The sequence below is a fragment of the Candidatus Sulfotelmatobacter sp. genome (assembly GCA_035498555.1).
Classification (GTDB): Bacteria; Eisenbacteria; RBG-16-71-46; order RBG-16-71-46; family RBG-16-71-46; genus DATKAB01.
Genome location: DATKAB010000002.1, coordinates 16427 through 34041, shown reverse-complemented (window position 1 = coordinate 34041; position 17615 = coordinate 16427). Strand labels below are relative to the sequence as shown.

The following is a 17615-nucleotide window of genomic DNA, read 5'->3' as shown; positions in this document are numbered from 1 at the left end:
ATCGCGCGTGGTGACGCGGGTGTGCGACTTGCAGCAGGCGGTGGCGTCGGTGAGCGGGAAGGTCGAGCTGGTGCTGGAAGGAGAACAGGAGGGGACGCTCAACGTGTCGCGCGCGCTGCTCGGCCGCGGAGTGAAAGCGGTGTTCAGTCAGCGCTTTCCCGACGCGTTCAAGCCGCGCCGGCGCTCGGCACGAGCGGCGGCCGCGGAGAGCGGCGAGTCGGAGCCGGGGGCGTCGGCGGAGTATCGCCCGGTGCTCGAATGGTTCGCGGGCGGCAATCACCTCGAGGTCGCGGACGACATGTCGCAGGTCGAGTTCGCAAAGCGCCTGAACGAAGTGAAGGGCCTGCGCGAGCTGGCCGCGAAGTACATGTCGCCGAAGAATGCCGACGAGGCCGCGGTGGCGATGGAGCTGGTGCTCGAAGGTCTGCACCAGCACTCGATGCTGTCGCGCGAGCGGACCGGCGAATCGACCACGTCGTACAAGGACATGCTGAAGAGCATGCTGAGCGGGCTCGGGGACTAGCCGGATCCGCGCGGCGGATCGCTGCAACCATGCGTTTCGACTATTCGAAGTGGAAGGGGCCGCGGCCCGAAGATCTCGAATTCCAGCGCCAGCTGATGGAGATCTATCGCAATCTGCTGCTCCAGACCGGCGGCGACGTCGACGAAGCGCTGCGCTGGATGGAGCACTTTGGCGAGCAGTACGGATTCTTCAACGACAAGTTCGGCATCGACGACTTCAAGAAGATGCTCGAGGAATCGGGCGAAGCCGAGAAGACCACGCGCGGCTACCAGGTCACGCCGCGCGGCGAGCGCCGCATCCGCCAGGATTCGCTCAACGAGATCTTCAACGCGCTCCAGGCCGGCGGCGCCGGCGACCACCGCACGCCGCAGGCCGGCAAGGGCGGCGAACGCCTGAGCGAGACGCGCGCCTGGCAGTTCGGCGACGACCTCGGCAATCTCGACCCGCTGGGCAGCGTGAGCAACGCGGTCAAGCGCGGCGGCATCGACGACCTGACCCTCTCGGAAGAGGATCTCGAAGTCTTCGAGACCGAGCATCTTTCGTCGTGCGCCACGGTGTTGATGGTGGACGTGAGCCACAGCATGATCCTGTACGGCGAGGATCGCATCACGCCGGCCAAGAAGATCGCGCTCGCGCTGGCGCAGCTGATCCAGAGCCGCTACCCGAAGGACACGCTCGACGTGGTGCTGTTCGGCGACGACGCCCGCCAGGTGCAGCTCAAGGACCTGATGAAGATCCAGGCCGGACCGTTCCACACCAACACCCGCGCCGGTCTCCAGATGGCGCGGCGAATCCTCGAGAGCCGGAAGGGCGTCAACAAGCAGATCTTCATGATCACCGACGGCAAGCCCTCGGCGATCCACGAGTTCGGCCGCCTCTACAAGAACCCGTTCGGGCTGGATCCGAAGATCGTCAACAAGACGCTCGAGGAGGCAGCGTTCTGCCGCCGCAAGCGCATCACCATCACCACCTTCATGCTCGCCACCGACGGGCCGCTGCTCGATTTCGTGCGGCGGCTGACCGAGTTGAATCATGGAAGGATCTACGAGACCGATCCGCAGAACGTCGGCGCCTACGTGTTTCGAGACTTCGTGAAAAATCGGAGAAAGCGGCTACACTGAGGCGGTATACGGGTGATCCCTCACCTGGGGCGACGGCTCCGCGCTCCTTGACCGCTCCGGCCCGCGCCGCTAGCGTTCGCCGCGTTTCCCCTTGGCATCTCCACGCTCATGCGTGGCGGCGGATTCCCCCAGGGATGGACCCCTGACCTTGCGCGCTCGACCGGACACCGCGCTCCCCGCACGTTTCCGCGCCGCATTTCACGTGCTCGCGCTGGCGATTCTCCTCTCGTTGCCGCTGGCCCTCGCTTCCTGCTCGATCAACAAGTTCGCCACCAAGAGCGTGGCCAACTCGCTCACCAAGGGTCCGGACGTCTTCGGCACCGACGACGATCCCGATCTGATCGAGGCGGCGCTGCCCTTCGGCTTGAAGACCATGGAGTCGATGCTCTCGACGCTGCCCGAGCACCAGGGCCTGCTGCTCAATCTGTGCAAGGGCTACGCGGCCTACTCTTACGCGTTCGTTCAGTCAGAGGGCGATTTGCTGGTCAACAGCGACTACGCGCGGTCCGAGCAGCTCCACCAGCGCGCCTACAAGCTCTACCTGCGCGCCCGCAACTACGGCCTGCGCGGGCTCGAGGTTCGCTACAAGGGCATCAGCTCGGGACTCCAGACCGATCCGGCCAAGGCCGCGGCGCGCATCGAATCACGGGACGTGCCGATGCTGTTCTGGACGGCGGCGGCGTGGGGCTCGGCGATCTCGATGGGCAAGGACAAGCCCGAGATGCTCGCCGATCTCCCGGCGGTACGCGCTTTGATCGAGCGCGGCCTCGTGCTCGACGAGAGCTACGAGGAAGGGGCGCTCCACGAGGCCATGATCGTGCTCGAAGCGCTGCCGGCCGCGATGGGCGGCTCGGTGGACCGCGCGCGCCAGCAGTTCAATCGCGCCGTCGAGTTGAGCCACGGCGGCAAGGCCTCGCCCTACGTCACCATGGCGTTGAGCGTTTCGGTCATGAATCAGGACCGTGCCGAGTTTCGCGACCTGCTCGGCAAGGCGCTGGCCGTCGATCCCGACAAGGATCCCGCCAACCGTCTCGAAACCGTGGTCACGCAGCGCAAGGCGCGCTCGCTGCTCGATCGACAGGACGAATTTTTCGTCGACGATTCGTCGGCTCCCGATTCCACCAAGTCCAAGGAGAAGTGATGATGATTCGCATGAAACGTCCGAAGGCCGCGCTGCTCGCGCTCGCCGGGATGCTCGCGCTCGTTGCCGCCGCGCCGCGGCGAGCGCTCGCGCAAGCCAACGTGGTCAAGCTGGCGACGCTGGTGCCCGAAGGCTCGGTGTGGGACAAGGCGTTGCGCGAGATGGGCTCGCAGTGGAGCACCAGCACCCAGAATCGCGTGGCGCTGCGCGTCTACCCGAGTGGCGTCGCCGGCGATGAGCCGGACATCGTGCGCAAGATGCGGATCGGGCAACTGCAGGCCGCGGCCGTCACCACCGCCGGGCTCGCCTCGATCGATCCGTCGTTCCACATGTTCAACATTCCGATGTTCTTCAACTCTTATCCCGAGCTGTATCACACGCTCGACGTGATGGAGCCGGTCTTGAAGCAGCGCCTCGAGGCCAAGGGCTTCGTGCTGCTCGGCTGGGGCCACGGCGGCTGGGTTTATTTCTTCACCAAGAACCCGATCTCGACCGTGGACGGGCTCAAGAAGGCCAAATTCTTCGTGTGGGCCGGGGACGATCAGATCGCGCAGGAATGGAAGACGCTCGGCTTCCAGCCGGTGGCGCTCGCCGCCACCGACATCATGACCGGGCTTCAGACCGGCATGATCGAGGCCTATCCCACCACGCCGCTGCTCGGGCTCACGCTCCAGTGGTACAAGATGACGCCCAACATGATCGGGCTGGGCCTCGCGCCGCTCGTCGGCGGGCTGGTGATCACCAAGCAGGCGTGGATGAAGATCTCCGAGGCCGATCGCAATCAGCTGCTGACCGCGTGCAAGCAGATGGAATCCACGCTCCAGACCGGCGTGCCGAGGCAGGACACCACCGCCGTCGAAGAGATGCAGAAGCGCGGGCTCAAGGTGGTGCCGGTGAGCCCAGCCGAGGCGACGCAGTTCCGCCTGGTCGCCGACGAGTTCGCCAAGATGATGGTGGGTGAAAAGGTGCCGCCCGACATCCTGGCCATGGCACGCAAGGCGCGCGACGAGTATCGGGCCAAGAGCGGCACCCGCTGAGCGTCGGTCTACAGCCACCCGCGCACGGCGTGCGGCTGGTAGGGCTTCTCGAGCGCCGCGATTTCTTCGGCGCTCAGCGTGAGATCGAGCGCCTTCACCGCGGCCTCGAGGTGCTCCATCTTCGTCGCGCCGATGATCGGCGCGGTCACGCCGGGCTTCGACAGCAGCCAGGCGAGCGCGGTCTCGGCCGGCGAGACGCCGCGCGACTTCGCCACCGCGCGATTGGCCTCGACCACCGCGGCGTCGCCGGGATGGTCGTAGAGCTGGTTGGCCATGCCGGCATCGCCGGTCTTGCGCGCGGTTTCGTCGCCCGCGGGGCGCGCCAGGAGGCCGCGCGCAAGCGGTGACCAGGGAATGACGCCGAGGCCTTCCTCGAGGCACAGCGGGATCATCTCGCGCTCTTCCTCGCGATAGACCAGGTTGTAGTGATTCTGCATCGAGACGAAGCGCGCGAGGCCGCGCGCGTCGGAGCGCGCTAGCGCCTTCATCACCTTCCACGCGTAGGTCGAGCTGGCGCCGATGTAGCGCACCTTGCCCTGCTTCACCAGCAGATCGAGCGCATCGAGCGTCTCCTCGATCGGCGTCGCCGGATCGAAGCGGTGGAGCTGGTAGAGGTCAATGGTCTCGATCCCGAGCCGCCCGAGACTGTCCTCGCAGCCCTGCACCACGTGCTTGCGCGACAGGCCCACGGTGTTGGGGGCGTCGCCGCGCATCGCGTGGCGCACCTTGGTGGCGATCACCAGCTCGTCGAGCTTGCCGAACTCGCGCAGGCACCGGCCGGTGATCTGCTCGCTCACGCCGAGCGAGTACATGTCGGCGGTGTCGAAGAAATTGATGCCCAGCTCGATCGCGCGCTTGAAGAACGGGCGCGCCGCCTGCTCTTCCAGCACCCATGGCCGCCACGAGGTGGCGCCGTAGCTCATGCAGCCGAGACAGATGCGCGAAACCGTGAGACCGGTGCGGCCGAGCCTGGTGTATTTCATGCGGGGGATCCTTTCGGAGGGCCGAGAGCATACGCGCACCGAGCCGCGCGCCGCTAGAATGGACGCATGGGCGCTCCCGAACGGCCGCTGATGCTCTTCGACGGCAACTGTGGCTTCTGCAAGCGCTGGATCGAGCGCTGGCAGCGCGTCACCGGCGACACCGTGGATTACGCGCCGGCGCAATCGGTGTCGTCGCGCTTCCCCGAGGTGCCGCTTTCGCGCTTTGCCGAAGCGGTGCAGCTGCGGGAGGCCGACGGCACCTGGCGCGGCGGCGCGGCGGCGGTGTTCCGAACGCTGGCTTATTCGCCCGGGCGCGCCGCGTGGTGGTGGCTCTATCGCTACTTCCTGCCGTTCAAGCTGGCGAGCGACGCCGTCTACGGCGTGATCGCTCGCAATCGTCCGTTCTTCACCAGCGTCACTTCGCGGGTGTGGGGGAAGTATCTCGTGCCGCCCGGACAGCGGCTCACGGCGTGGATCTTCCTGCGCGCGCTGGGAGCGATCTCGGTGTCGGCGTTTCTGTCGCTCTGGGTCCAGGTAATCGGCCTGATCGGGAGGCAGGGCATCCTCCCCACGGCCGAATTCATCGGGCAGCTGCGCCAGCGCTACGGAGCGGGCATCGCGCTGGCGGTGCCGTCGCTCTGCTGGCTCGATGCGAGCGATCGCGCGCTCCATGCGCTGTGCGCGATCGGCACGGCGGCGTCGCTCGCGCTGATGCTCGGCGTGTTCGAGATTCCGGCGCTGCTGGCGATCGCGGCCTGCTACCTGTCGCTGGCCTCGGTGGCGCGCGAGTTCCTGTGGTTTCAGTGGGACGGCCTGCTGATCGAGACCGTGGTGGCCTCGCTGTTCATCGGGCGCTGGCGCCCACTCGCGCTCCCCGCCGCCGATCCCGCGCCGGCGAAGAGCGGACTGTGGCTGCTGCGCTGGCTCCTCTTCCGGCTCATGTTCTCCTCCGCGGTGGTGAAGCTCACCAGCCACGATCCCAACTGGCGCCATCTCACCGCGCTGCGTTTCCACTACCAGACGCAGCCGCTTCCGCCGTGGACGGCGTGGTGGGCGCATCATCTGCCGGACGCGTTCCAGACCTTTTCGACCGGTGTCATGTTCGCGATCGAAGGGCTGGCGCCGTTCCTGATCCTGGCGCCGCGCCGGATCCGCTTCGCGGGCGCCATTGCGATGCTCTCGCTCCAGGCGCTGATCGTGATCACCGGCAACTACGGCTTCTTCAATCCGCTGGCGATGGCGCTGGTGATCCCGATGTTCGATGACGGTGTGTGGCCGGCATGGCTGCGGCGCGCGCTCGGCATCTCGCTCCCCGAAAGCGGGGCGGGCGAACCCACGGTTGCCAGCCGCTGGATCCGGCGCCCGCTCGCGCTCGCGCTCGCGCTGCTCGGGCTGGTGCCGCTATGGGGAGCGTTGCGCTGGCCGATGAAGCTGCTGGGGCCACTGCCCTCGGCGTACGAAATCACGGCGCCGTTCCGCGTCGTCAATTCGTACGGCCTGTTCGCGGTGATGACCACCGAGCGCCCCGAGATCGTGATCGAGGGCAGCAACGACGGCGAGATCTGGCGCTCGTACGAGTTCCGCTGGAAGCCGGGCGCACTCGATCGCCGTCCGGAGTTCGTGGCGCCGCACATGCCACGCCTCGACTGGCAGATGTGGTTCGCGGCGCTCGGCGATCTGCGCCAGAACTCGTGGCTGCTCTATTTCTGCGAACGCCTGCTGCAGGGCTCGAAGCCGGTGCTCAAGCTGATGGCGAGGAATCCATTTCCCGACGCCCCACCGCGCTACTTGCGCGCCACCGTCTATCTCTATCACTTCACCACTGCGGCCGAACGCCGAGCGACCGGCGCGTGGTGGACGCGAATGCCGCGCGGGCCTTACGCGCCGGTGCTGACGCTGCAGGACGGGCGCCTCGCGGTGGCCGACCTGCCCGGCAATCGGCTCGATTTGCAGGAACCCCGGGCCCGGCCTTAGCTTGGCCGCGACCGACTCGCCCCTCGACTCGGAGCCCACCATGCCAGCCATTGCCGGCAAGACCTCGGTACTCGAGCGCTTCCTGCGCTACGTCACCTACGACACCCAGTCGGACGAGAACAGCGACAGCTACCCGAGCACCGCCAAGCAGCTGGTGCTGCTCGATCAGCTCGTTACCGAGCTCAAGGCGATCGGACTCGCCGACGCGACCCGCGACTCGCGCGGATACGTGTTCGCGACCGTTCCCGCCACCACGAAGAAGACGAACGTGCCTGTAATCGGTTTTCTGGCGCACGTCGACACTTCGCCCGAGACTTCCGGCGCCGGCGTCAAGCCGATCGTGCACGAGAGCTGGCAGGGTGGCGACATCCGCTATCCGGATGATCCGCAACTGCTGCTCAAGCCGTCCGAGAATCCGGCGCTGCGCGATCGCATCGGGTCCGACATCGTGACCGCGTCGGGGAAGACGCTGCTCGGCGCCGACGACAAGGCCGGCTGCGCCGAAATCATGGCGGCGGCCGAATATCTGGTGAAGCATCCCGAGATCCCGCACGGAACGATCCGGGTGGGATTCACGCCCGACGAAGAGATCGGCGCCGGCACGCGCTTCTTCGACGTCAAGCGCTTCGGCGCCGCGTTCGCCTATACGATGGACGGCGAGACCGCCGGCATTCTCGACAACGAAACCTTCTCGGCCGACTCGATGACGGTCACCTTCCAGGGCTTCAATACGCACCCGGGGCTCGCCAAGAGCGTGATGATCAACTCGATCAAGATCGCCGCCGACTTCGTCAATCGCCTGCCGAAGAACGCGGTGTCACCCGAGACCACCGAGAAGCGCGAGGGCTACGTCCATCCCAACGACGTCAACGCCACCGTGGATCGCACTTCGGTGCGCTTCCTGATCCGCGACTTCCTGACACCCGGGCTCAAGGAAAAGGAAGCGATGCTCGAGAAGCTGGCGCGCGAGACCGTGGCGAGCTGGCCGGGCTCGTCGGTGAGCTTCGAGGTGCAGGAGAGCTATCGCAATCTGCGCGAAGTGCTCGACCAGCATCCGCAGATCATCGCCAACGCGAAGGAGGCCTATCGGCGCGCCGGCCTCGATCCGGTGGACGGCGCGATTCGCGGCGGAACCGACGGCTCGCGGCTGAGCTTCATGGGGCTGCCGACGCCCAACATTTTCGCCGGCGGCCACAACCTGCACTCGCGGCTCGAATGGGTTGCGGTACAGGACATGGAGCGCGCCGTCGAGGTGATCGTGCACCTCGCGCAGGTGTGGGAGGAGCAGGCATAGGCGCGGCCAGGCGCCCGCTCACTTCTCTTTCGCGCCGAGAATCCCCTTCAGGTCCATGATGGTGTTCTGATCCGACACGATCACCGACACCTTGTCCGACAGCTTGTCGACGTAGAGATACTTGATGTAATTGGGATTCTGGGCCAGCGCCTTGTTGATCACTTCAATCGCGTTGGCGCGACCTTTGGCCTCGATCACCTTGCGCTCCGCCTCCTTCTCTTCCTTTTCGAGCGTGTACTTCATCTGCTCGGCGGCCTGCTGCGCAATCTGCTTGGCCTCGATCGCCTTGGTGAACTCGGGGGTGAAGCGCACGTCGCGCAGCACCACCTCGTCCACCATGAAGCCGTCCTTCTCGATCAGGTCCTTCACCTTGCGATTGATCTCGTCCTGGATCATGGCGCGCTTGGCCGAGTAGACGTCCATCACCGGATATTCCGAGATCACCAGGCGGATCACCGATCGCACCGCCGGGCGGATGATCTTCTCCTCGTAGTCGGGCCCGATCCTCTGGTGGATGGATACGACGTGGCCGGCGTCGAGATGGTGCCAGAGCGTGAGATCGATTCCGACCATGAGACCCTCCTGCGTCGGCGACCACAGTGAGTCATCGATATTGGCCTTGCGGCCTTCGCCGGTGGTGCCCGACATGGTGTACTCAAGCCGGCGCAGATCGTAGAGCTGCGTGTTGCTGATGAAGGGCGGAACGAACGTGATGCCCTGCGAGGCGAGGCGAAAGCTGCGTGTGATGGTGTTGAAGATCACGAGCGCGTGACCCACCGGAACGACGCGGATCGAGGTCACGAGGATCAGGAACAGGAAGAGTGCCGCAACGCCGGATAACACCCAGCGCACGGCTTCGGCTCCGCCGGTGAACACCGGTCCGCCGGAATCGTGAACTCGCGCGCGAGCGCGCCCGGCGAAATTGCGAATGATGAAGATGGCAACGACCAGAGCGATGCCGATGAAGAAAAGACCGCCCATATGCGACCTCCCTGTCGCGGATCGGGCGCCGTTGCGGGAGCGGCGGCGGCCCGCCGCAGCTATTTCCTGTGGAGCGAGCCCAGCATCGAATCGAAGTCTTTGCGCGCCGCGGTCACCGTGCTGGTCGGCCCGGTGAGCTTGAAGAACACGTTTCCGCTCGGTCCCTCGACGATCGCGCCCAGCAGCGTCCAGTTGGCGTGCTCGCCGGCGTCGTCACCCTGCATGCCGTGCGCGGCGTAGGAGCCGCTGGCCACGACCTCCGATATCTTCATGCCCGCCACCTGGCGTGTCGTGACGTCGTGCTGCTGGAGCTCTGAGAACTCGCCGATCCAGCGCTCGAGATTGTCCTCCACCGGTCCGCCCTTGCCCGGTCCGAAGTAGTAGACCGCGCATTCTGCGCCGAGGTCGGCCGAGGCGCCGGGCACGATGTAGGTGGCGTAGCGCATCGAACCCGCGATCTCGTTCATCCAGCGCCTGGGCCGTGTCCAGGCGATGCCGGGATCGGCGGGCTCGGGCGGCGCGATCTGCGGCATCAGGTTTCCGCCCGATGGATTGCCGCCACTCACGTCAGGGTGCCCGGGGGGGAGCGCGCCGCTCGACTGATCCGGCGCCTCCGCGGCGGGCGCGGGCGCCGGCGTCTCGGCTGGCGTGGTGCTGCGCTTCCAGGTGAGCAGCGCGAATCCCAACACCAGCACCACCACGATGATCACGCCGTTCCTCAACGACATGCCGGCATTCTACGACGAGCGCCACCCGCTTGCCGACTCGCCCGGCGCATTCGCGGCTTTGGCGCGTCGTGGCCGCGCGCTATCCTCCGGCGTCCGCAGTCGAGCGACCGGCCGAGGAGGAACGCCGTGGCAGACGAAATCGTCGAGGTCAAGCCGCACATCCGCGAGCGCGCCTGGATCCAGTCGATGGACGAATACCTGCGCCTCTACCGGCAATCCATCATGGATCCCGACTCGTACTGGGCCGAGCAGGCGAAGTCCCTCGATTGGTTCCACCCCTGGAATCAGGTGCTCGATGCCGATTACGAGGAGATCGACTTCGCGTGGTTCTCCGGCGGGCGACTCAACGCGTGCTTCAACTGCGTGGACCGGCACCTCGATTCGCGCGGCGGCCAGACCGCGATCCTGTGGGCGGCCGACGAGCCCGGCGTCTACAAGCACGTCACCTATCGCGAGCTCAAGCACAACGTCTGCCGGCTCGCGAACGCGTTGATCGCGCACGGGGTGAAGAAGGGCGACCGTGTCTGCATCTACATGCCGATGATCCCGGAGACCGCCTACGCAATGCTGGCGTGCGCGCGAATCGGCGCGATCCATTCGGTGGTGTTCGGCGGCTTCAGCGCCGATTCGCTGCGCGATCGGATCGTGGACGCCGGCTGCAGGGTGCTGATCACCGCCAACGAAGGGCTGCGCGGCGGGCGCAAGATTCCGCTCAAGGCGATCGCCGATCGCGCGATCGAAGGCATGGACATGGTGCAGACCGTGCTGGTGGCGCGTCGCACCGAGGCCGACGTGCCGATGAAGCCGGGGCGCGACCTGTGGCTGCACGAAGAGATGCACCGCCAGCGCTCGACCTGCAGCATCGAGTGGATGGGAGCTGAAGATCCGCTGTTCATTCTCTACACGTCGGGCAGCACCGGGAAGCCGAAGGGCCTGATGCACACCACCGGCGGCTATCTCGTGTTCGCCGCGCACACCCACAAACTCATCTTCGACTACCACCCGGGCGATGTCTATTGCTGCGCCGCCGACGTCGGCTGGATCACCGGGCACAGCTATATCGTCTATGGGCCGCTGGCGAATGGCGCGACCACGGTGATGTTCGAGAGCACGCCGGTGTACCCGGATGCCGGCCGCTACTGGCGGATGGTGGACGACCTCGGCATCAATATCTTCTACACCGCACCCACTGCTCTGCGCGCGATCGCTCAGGCCGGCGACGAATTCGTGACGCAGAGCTCGCGCAAGTCGCTGCGCATCCTGGGCAGCGTCGGAGAACCGATCAATCCCGAGATCTGGCGCTGGTATCACGACGTGGTGGGAGAGAAGCGCTGCGCGGTGGTGGACACCTGGTGGCAGACCGAGACCGGCGGGATCCTCATCACGCCGCTTCCCGGCGTCACGCCGACCAAGCCCGGCTCGGCGACGCTGCCGTTCTTCGGCGTGCGGCCAATCGTGGTGAATCCCGAGAATGGCGTGATCCAGGACGGGAACGGCGTCACCGGCGCGCTGTGTCTCGCCTCGCCGTGGCCGGGGCAGGCGCGCACCGTGTGGGGCGATCATCAGAGATTTCGAGAGACCTACTTTTCACAATACAAGGGCTTCTACTTCACCGGCGACGGCTGCCGGCGCGATCAAGACGGCTACTACTGGATCACGGGGCGCATCGACGACGTGCTGAACGTCTCGGGGCATCGGCTCGGGACCGCCGAGGTCGAAAGCGCGCTGGTGGCGCACGAGGCGGTGGCCGAAGCGGCGGTGGTGGGCTATCCCCACCGCATCAAGGGTCAGGGCATCTATGCCTACGTGATTGTCGGCGCCGACTACGCGAGGCGCGATCGCGGCGAACTGGAGGGCGCGCTCAAGGAGCAGGTGAAGCAAGTGATCGGCGGATTCGCCGCGCCCGATATCGTGCACATCGCGACCGGGCTGCCGAAGACGCGCAGCGGAAAGATCATGCGCCGCATCCTGCGCAAGATCGCCTCTGGCGAGTACGAAGGCCTGGGCGACGTAACCACGCTCGCCGAGCCCGAGGTGGTCGAGAAGCTGATCGAGCAGCATCGGGGGCGGGCGGCGAGATAGGTCGAGGCCCCCGTGACCCATACGGCGATCCTTCGCTCGCTCTTGTGGGCGGCGCTGTTCGTCACGCTCTGGTGGTGGCTGGCTTCACTCGCGCGCGGCTTCGATCACGCGCTCGGCGGCCCATTGCCGGTCTGGCTGCGCGCCTTTGCCCCCGAGCTGATCGGGGCCGGCGCGGTTCTCGCGTTCCTGTGCGTGATCACGTTTGGACTTCACGGCCGAGGCACTCCAGCGCCGTTCGATCCGCCGCGCGAATTTGTCGCGAGCGGCCCCTACCGATTCGTGCGCAACCCGATGTACATCGGCGCGGCGCTGACGCTGGCCGGCGCAGGACTATGGCTCCAGTCGCCGGGAATTCTCGTGCTGGCGGCGGTTGGACTCATGGCCGCGCATTTGTTTGTGATTTCGGTTGAAGAGCCGTCTCTCGAAAAGCAATTTGGCGAAAGCTATCGAGCGTACAAGCGCTCGGTGAGGCGCTGGATTCCGAGGCGTCCAACAAACAGCTCTTGACGGCAGCTTCGCGCGCAACCGAGTCATCGCACGACCCCCGGCACATTCCGCCGCAGCTCGAGGCCGAACGAGCCTTCGGGCCGGGGTTCATCAAGGGCAAACGCGAGGCAGCGGCCGGGGCGCGCCAGCCGGCGGCCGGGCCCAACGCACCCTGTCCGCTGGGGCCGGGATGGCGTAGTCTTTCAGCGGTCACCCCCATCCTCAAGGAGCCCGCATGCCACGCTCGAAGATCGCGCGCTTCGCCGCGTTCGCTTTCCTGGCCGCCGCGTCCGGCTTCGTCATCGCAGCCTTCGCCCCAAACACGATTCGCGCCGACGAAGGCATGTGGACGCTCGACAACCCGCCGAGCAAGATTCTTCAGGAAAGATACGGCTTTGCTCCCACGAAAGAATGGCTCGAGCGCATCCAGCACGGCTGCGTGAACTTTGGCGGCGGCTCGGGCTCGTTCGTCTCGCCGAACGGCCTGGTGCTGACCAACCATCACGTGGCGCTCAACCAGCTCCAGAAGATGTCGACGGCCGAGCACAACTACGTGCGCGACGGCTTTTTCGCGAAGACCGGCTCGGAAGAAATGCCCTGCCCGGATCTCGAGCTGAAGGTCCTGCAGTCCATGGATGAAGTCACCAAACAAGTGCTAGCGGCGGTCGATCCCAGGGCGACGATCGCGGTGCAGTCGAGCCAGCGCAAGGCCGCGATGGCCAGGCTCGAGACCGAGGCCTCGCAATCCACCGGGCTCAAGTGCGAGGTGATCGAGCTCTATCACGGCGCTGAGTACTGGCTCTATCGGTACAAGAAGTACAACGACGTGCGCCTGGTGATGGCGCCCGAAGAGCAGATCGCATTCTATGGCGGCGATCCCGACAATTTCTCGTACCCCAGGCATGATCTCGACATGGCGTTCTTCCGTGTCTACGAGAACGGCAGGCCGGTGCATCCCGATAGCTGGTTCAGGCTGAGCGACGCGGGTCCGTCCGAGAACGAACTGGTGTTCGTGGCCGGCCATCCCGGCGCCACCAGCCGGCTCAAGACCGTTTCGCAGCTCGAGTACGAGCGCGATTGCCTGCGCCCCACCCGCATTACGCAGCAGGAGAGCCGCTTGAAGGCGATCCGCGCCTACGCCGCCGAGAGCCCCGAGAACACGCGGCGCGCCGTCGATCGCGATCGCGGCATCGAGAACAATCTCAAGCGCGAACGCGCCTTCCTCGAGATCCTCAAGGACGGCCCGCTGCTCGCGCAGAAGCGCGACGCCGAGTCCGCGCTGCGCGCGCGCGTCGCCAAGGATCCCAAGATCGCCGCCGATTGCTCGGGCTCGTGGGACAAGATCGCCAGCGCCGAAAAGGAGCTGCGCGGGCGCTACAAGCAGCGTCTCTATCGCGATCTCGATCGCAGCGCGAGGCTCGTGAACCTGGCCGAGAACATCGTGCGCTACACCGCTGAGGTGCAGAAGCCGAACGAGAAGCGCTTCCGCGAGTATCGCGACTCGAATCTGCCCACCATGAAATTCCAGATCTACTCGAAGGCGCCGGTCTTCCCCGATCTCGACGCGGTGATCCTGGCCAACTCGCTCGAGCAGGCGCGCGCCACGCTCGGGCCCAACGATCCGTGGGTCAAGCAGGCGCTGGGCGGCAAGGAGCCGATGGACGTGGCGAAATCGCTCACGCAAGGAACCAGGATCGGCGACCCGACGGTGCGCAAGCAGCTGATGGAAGGCGGTGCCGAGGCGATCGCGGCCTCGGCCGACCCGATGATCGTGTGGGTGCGTGGCCTCGATCCGATCTATCGCGAGCTGCGCACCTGGTACGAGGATCATGTCGAGACCGTCGAGAGTCTCGAAGGCGGCCGCATCGCGCGCGCGCGCTTCGCGCTCGACGGCCATTCGACCTACCCCGACGCGACCGGCTCGCTGCGGCTATCGCCCGGCAAGGTCGCCGGCTACAAGCAGCTCACCACCGACGTGCCGTGGAAGACCACGTGGTTCGGGCTCTTCGATCGCTCGACCAGCTTCGACGGCCGCCATCCCTACGACATTCCAGCGCGGGTCGCGGCCGCTCGCGGCAAGCTCGACCTCGCCGGCCCGCTCAACTTCGTCTGCACCACCGACATCATCGGCGGCAATTCTGGGTCCCCGGTGCTGGGCAAGGATCTGAGCCTGGTCGGGCTGATCTTCGACGGCAACGTGCAGGCGTTCGGCTGGGAGTTCGCATACGACGACGCGCAGGGGCGCGCGGTGGCGGTCAGCTCGGCCGCGATCCTGCAATCGCTGCGCAAGATTTACGACATGAACAATCTCGCCGACGAGCTCCAGTCCGGCCGGACCGCCTCGGTACCGGCGACCTCGGCGGACGCGTCCGGATCGGCGCATTGACGAGAAGCGGTCGTCGGTCGTGAAATGAGCCGATGACTGTTCAACCGATTCGAAGAATCGCCATCAACACCGGCGGCGGCGACGCGCCGGGACTGAACGCCGTCATTCGTGCCGCGACGCTTGCCGCGTTGCGGCGGGGATGGGAGTGCGTCGGCATCCGCGACGGCTTCAATGGGCTCCTGACGCCCGAAGACTTTCCTCATGGCGGGCTGATGCCGCTCACGCGCGAGTCGGTGGCGGGCATCAGCCATCTCGGTGGCACCATCCTCGGCACCACCAATCACGGCAATCCATCCTGCTATCCTGTGCGCCAGCCCGACGGAACCGTGATCGAGCGCGATCGGACTGGCGACCTGGTCGAGCGCATCCGCGCCGCCGGGCTCGACGCGCTGATCACGGTCGGCGGCGACGGATCGCTGGCGATCGGCAATCGTCTCGCCCAGCTCGGCCTGCGCGTGATCGGCGTTCCCAAGACCATCGACAACGATCTCGACCGCACGTTCATGACGTTCGGTTTCGACTCGGCGGTATCGTTCGCCACCGAGTGCCTCGATCGACTGCACTCGACCGCCACCGCGCACCGCCGGCTGATGGTGGTCGAGGTCATGGGCCGCTACGCCGGCTGGATCGCGCTCCACGCTGGCATCGCCGGCGGCGCCAACGTCATTCTGATTCCCGAGATTCCTTTCGAGATCCAGCGCGTTGCCGACTGGATCACCCGGCGCGAGCACGAAGGGCGCATGAGCAGCATGGTGGTCGTGGCCGAAGGCGCGCGGCCCGTGGGTGGGGCGATCTCGGTGCTTGGCAGGGCGCCGGGCGAAGCCGAACGGTTGGGAGGGGTCGGCGAAAAGGTCGCACACTCGCTCGAGAAGCTCACCGGCAAGGACACGCGACTGGTGGTGCTCGGCCATCTGCTGCGCGGCGGCTCGCCGACCAGCTTCGACCGCCTGATGGCGCTGCGATTCGGCGCGGCGGCGGTGCGCGCGCTGGAGCAGGGCGAAAACGCCGTGATGGTGGCGCTCGCGCCGCCCAGCGTGCAGTACGTTCCGCTCAGCGAAGTGGTGAGGCGCGTAAAGGTCGTGCCGCTCTCAACTGACACGCTCGCCACCGCGCGCGATCTCGGCATCTGCTTCGGCGACGATCCGGCCGCGCTGCCCGCGACCTCGGTGGGCGGGGGCCTGCCGCCCGCGGAGTAGGGCGGCGGCGAACCGTGATCCCGAGGCCGATTCGCACACGCGCCTGGAGCCGGACCGCGCTCAGCGTGCTGCTCGCGGCGTCGCTCCTGCCGCGCCTGGCATGCGCGGGGGCCGACGTGGGAGATCCGCGCCGGGCGCGAGCCGACCTCGACGAGAGCAATTCGATGGAGGTCGTGAAGCGCGAGTTTGGAATCCTGCTCGGCACACCCGGCGCGATGAATCTGGAGGCGGGCTACTGGTCGAATCGCGTGTTCGGAGCGCGGGCCTCGGGCATGTACTTCGGGCAGGCGTTCTGGGGCCTTCAGGGCAACCTCTGCGTTACCACCCGGCGTGGTCCGCACAGCCGCGTCGCCATCGCGGCCGTCGGCGGGACGCATCGCGAGTACGACACGCATTGGAACTACGTGGGCGCGGCGCTCGATTGGAATGCCGAACCGTTCTTCGCCGAGCTGGGACCGGTGGTGCTCGAGAGCAACGATCCCAATTACCAGAGCCGGCATTTCGCGGTGGTGGCGCAGGTCGGGGTGATGGGCGGCGGCGGAACGCGCGGCCCGCGATAGACTGAGCGCGCCGCTCCATCGAACCGAGGGAAACGAGATGCCCGACTGCCTGTTCTGTCGAATCGCGCGCGGCGAGATTCCCGCGCAAAAGGTCGCCGAGAACGAGCAGGCGATCGCATTTCGTGATATCAACCCGCAGGCTCCGACTCACGTGCTGGTGATCCCGCGCGAGCACATCGCGGATTCGGCGGCCGAGTTGGGCGCCGCGCATGGCACGGCCCTCGGCGCGATGCTGGCGCTGGCGGCCGAGGTCGCGCGCAGAGAAAAGCTCGAGCATGGCTGGAGGCTGGTGACCAACGTCGGCATGCACGCCGGGCAGACGGTGCCGCACCTTCACTTTCACCTGCTGGGCGGCCGCGCGATGGCCTGGCCGCCGGGATGACGCCGCTCACGCGCGAGCCTCCGATCTCCGCTATGGTCTCCGCGGTTCCGTCGTCCCGTAATCGGCCCGCTGCCGGGAGGAATGCCCCGTGGTCAAGAAGATCCTGCTGACTCTGGTGCTTCTGGTCGTCGTCTGCGCCGGCGTGGTGCTGGCTTTGGCGATGACCAAGCCGAACACGTATCACGTCGAACGCAAGACCGAGATCGCGGCCTCGCCGGCCACCGTCTACTCGCTCATCAATGATTTCCAGCGCTGGCCCGACTGGTCACCGTGGGAGCATCTCGACCCTGCGATGAAGCGCACCATCGGCACGCCGTCGGCGGGAGTCGGCGCCACCTACGCCTGGGTGGGCAACGACAAGGTCGGCGAAGGCAAGATGACGATCAACGAGAGCGTCCCGGATTCCAAGGTCGACGTGCGGCTGGACTTCATCAAGCCGTTCGCATCTTCGGATCACGTTATTTTCGACATCCAGCCGAGTGGCGCTGGAACCGAGGTGACCTGGAGCATGACCGGCGACCACAATATTGTCTCCAAGGTGATGTGCGTGTTCACCAGCATGGACAAGATGATCGGTCCCGACTTCGAACGAGGCCTGGGTGCCCTGAAGAATCTCGCAGAGAAGTCTTCGGCCGCGACCGACTCGACCGCGAAGAGCTGACACCCGGCTGCATCGAGAAGCGCCGCAAGGCCCAGCGACTCCGGCAACCACCAGGGGCGGGAAGAGGCCCGAAAAATGGC

The 17615-nt window shown here is 66.4% G+C and carries 16 protein-coding genes; 13 read left to right on the top strand and 3 right to left on the bottom strand.

Going from position 1 to position 17615, the window contains the following annotated elements; all coding sequences use genetic code 11:
• The 4 genes from VMJ70_00180 to dctP all read left to right on the top strand — a co-directional run.
• Nucleotides 1-523: hypothetical protein (locus tag VMJ70_00180; GenBank protein ID HTO89521.1), on the top strand; the 523-nt coding region annotated here is incomplete at its 5' end.
• A gap of 29 nt (nucleotides 524-552) precedes the next feature.
• A complete protein-coding gene (locus VMJ70_00175) occupies nucleotides 553-1644 on the top strand; it encodes a VWA domain-containing protein (protein ID HTO89520.1) in 1092 nt (363 codons plus the stop codon).
• 148 nt (nucleotides 1645-1792) lie between these two features.
• Nucleotides 1793-2785 (top strand): TRAP transporter TatT component family protein, encoded by a 993-nt coding sequence (locus VMJ70_00170; protein ID HTO89519.1) that lies wholly within the window; start codon nucleotides 1793-1795, stop codon nucleotides 2783-2785.
• Nucleotides 2786-2796: 11 nt separating this feature from the next.
• Nucleotides 2797-3822: a TRAP transporter substrate-binding protein DctP gene (dctP, locus tag VMJ70_00165; protein ID HTO89518.1), complete on the top strand. Its 1026-nt coding sequence runs from the start codon at nucleotides 2797-2799 to the stop codon at nucleotides 3820-3822.
• Nucleotides 3823-3830: 8 nt separating this feature from the next.
• On the opposite strand, the gene VMJ70_00160 is transcribed toward dctP, so the two are convergent.
• Nucleotides 3831-4805, bottom strand: coding sequence for an aldo/keto reductase (locus VMJ70_00160; protein ID HTO89517.1), 975 nt, complete (start codon nucleotides 4803-4805; stop codon nucleotides 3831-3833).
• 66 nt (nucleotides 4806-4871) lie between these two features.
• Here VMJ70_00160 and VMJ70_00155 point away from each other — a divergent pair, with 66 nt between their 5' ends.
• The gene (locus VMJ70_00155) at nucleotides 4872-6779 is read left to right on the top strand and encodes a lipase maturation factor family protein (GenBank protein HTO89516.1); all 1908 of its coding nucleotides are present in this window, start codon (nucleotides 4872-4874) and stop codon (nucleotides 6777-6779) included.
• 40 nt (nucleotides 6780-6819) lie between these two features.
• Entirely contained in the window at nucleotides 6820-8073 is a 1254-nt protein-coding gene (gene pepT, locus VMJ70_00150) for a peptidase T (protein ID HTO89515.1), read from the top strand.
• Between the two features lie 18 nt (nucleotides 8074-8091).
• On the opposite strand, the gene VMJ70_00145 is transcribed toward pepT, so the two are convergent.
• Nucleotides 8092-9054: a prohibitin family protein gene (locus VMJ70_00145; GenBank protein HTO89514.1), complete on the bottom strand. Its 963-nt coding sequence runs from the start codon at nucleotides 9052-9054 to the stop codon at nucleotides 8092-8094.
• A gap of 59 nt (nucleotides 9055-9113) precedes the next feature.
• Nucleotides 9114-9782, bottom strand: coding sequence for a hypothetical protein (locus VMJ70_00140; protein HTO89513.1), 669 nt, complete (start codon nucleotides 9780-9782; stop codon nucleotides 9114-9116).
• Nucleotides 9783-9908: 126 nt separating this feature from the next.
• Between VMJ70_00140 and acs the strand changes: the two genes are divergently transcribed.
• The 7 genes from acs (at nucleotide 9909) to VMJ70_00105 (ending at nucleotide 17535) form a co-directional block, all read left to right on the top strand.
• Complete coding sequence (gene acs, locus VMJ70_00135; GenBank protein HTO89512.1) at nucleotides 9909-11864, top strand: acetate--CoA ligase; 1956 nt, start codon at nucleotides 9909-9911, stop codon at nucleotides 11862-11864.
• 12 nt (nucleotides 11865-11876) lie between these two features.
• Nucleotides 11877-12371 (top strand): isoprenylcysteine carboxylmethyltransferase family protein, encoded by a 495-nt coding sequence (locus VMJ70_00130; protein ID HTO89511.1) that lies wholly within the window; start codon nucleotides 11877-11879, stop codon nucleotides 12369-12371.
• A gap of 214 nt (nucleotides 12372-12585) precedes the next feature.
• Nucleotides 12586-14736 carry a S46 family peptidase gene (locus VMJ70_00125; protein ID HTO89510.1) on the top strand — a complete coding sequence of 717 codons (2151 nt, stop codon included), beginning with the start codon at nucleotides 12586-12588 and terminating at the stop codon, nucleotides 14734-14736.
• 32 nt (nucleotides 14737-14768) lie between these two features.
• Nucleotides 14769-15932, top strand: a complete 1164-nt coding sequence (locus tag VMJ70_00120; GenBank protein ID HTO89509.1) for an ATP-dependent 6-phosphofructokinase — start codon at nucleotides 14769-14771, stop codon at nucleotides 15930-15932.
• Nucleotides 15933-15946: 14 nt separating this feature from the next.
• A complete protein-coding gene (locus tag VMJ70_00115) occupies nucleotides 15947-16492 on the top strand; it encodes a hypothetical protein (GenBank protein ID HTO89508.1) in 546 nt (181 codons plus the stop codon).
• A 37-nt stretch (nucleotides 16493-16529) separates the two neighbouring features.
• A complete protein-coding gene (locus VMJ70_00110; protein HTO89507.1) occupies nucleotides 16530-16874 on the top strand; it encodes a histidine triad nucleotide-binding protein in 345 nt (114 codons plus the stop codon).
• Nucleotides 16875-16962: 88 nt separating this feature from the next.
• Nucleotides 16963-17535 carry an SRPBCC family protein gene (locus tag VMJ70_00105; protein HTO89506.1) on the top strand — a complete coding sequence of 191 codons (573 nt, stop codon included), beginning with the start codon at nucleotides 16963-16965 and terminating at the stop codon, nucleotides 17533-17535.
• The last annotated feature ends 80 nt before the right edge of the window (nucleotides 17536-17615 follow it).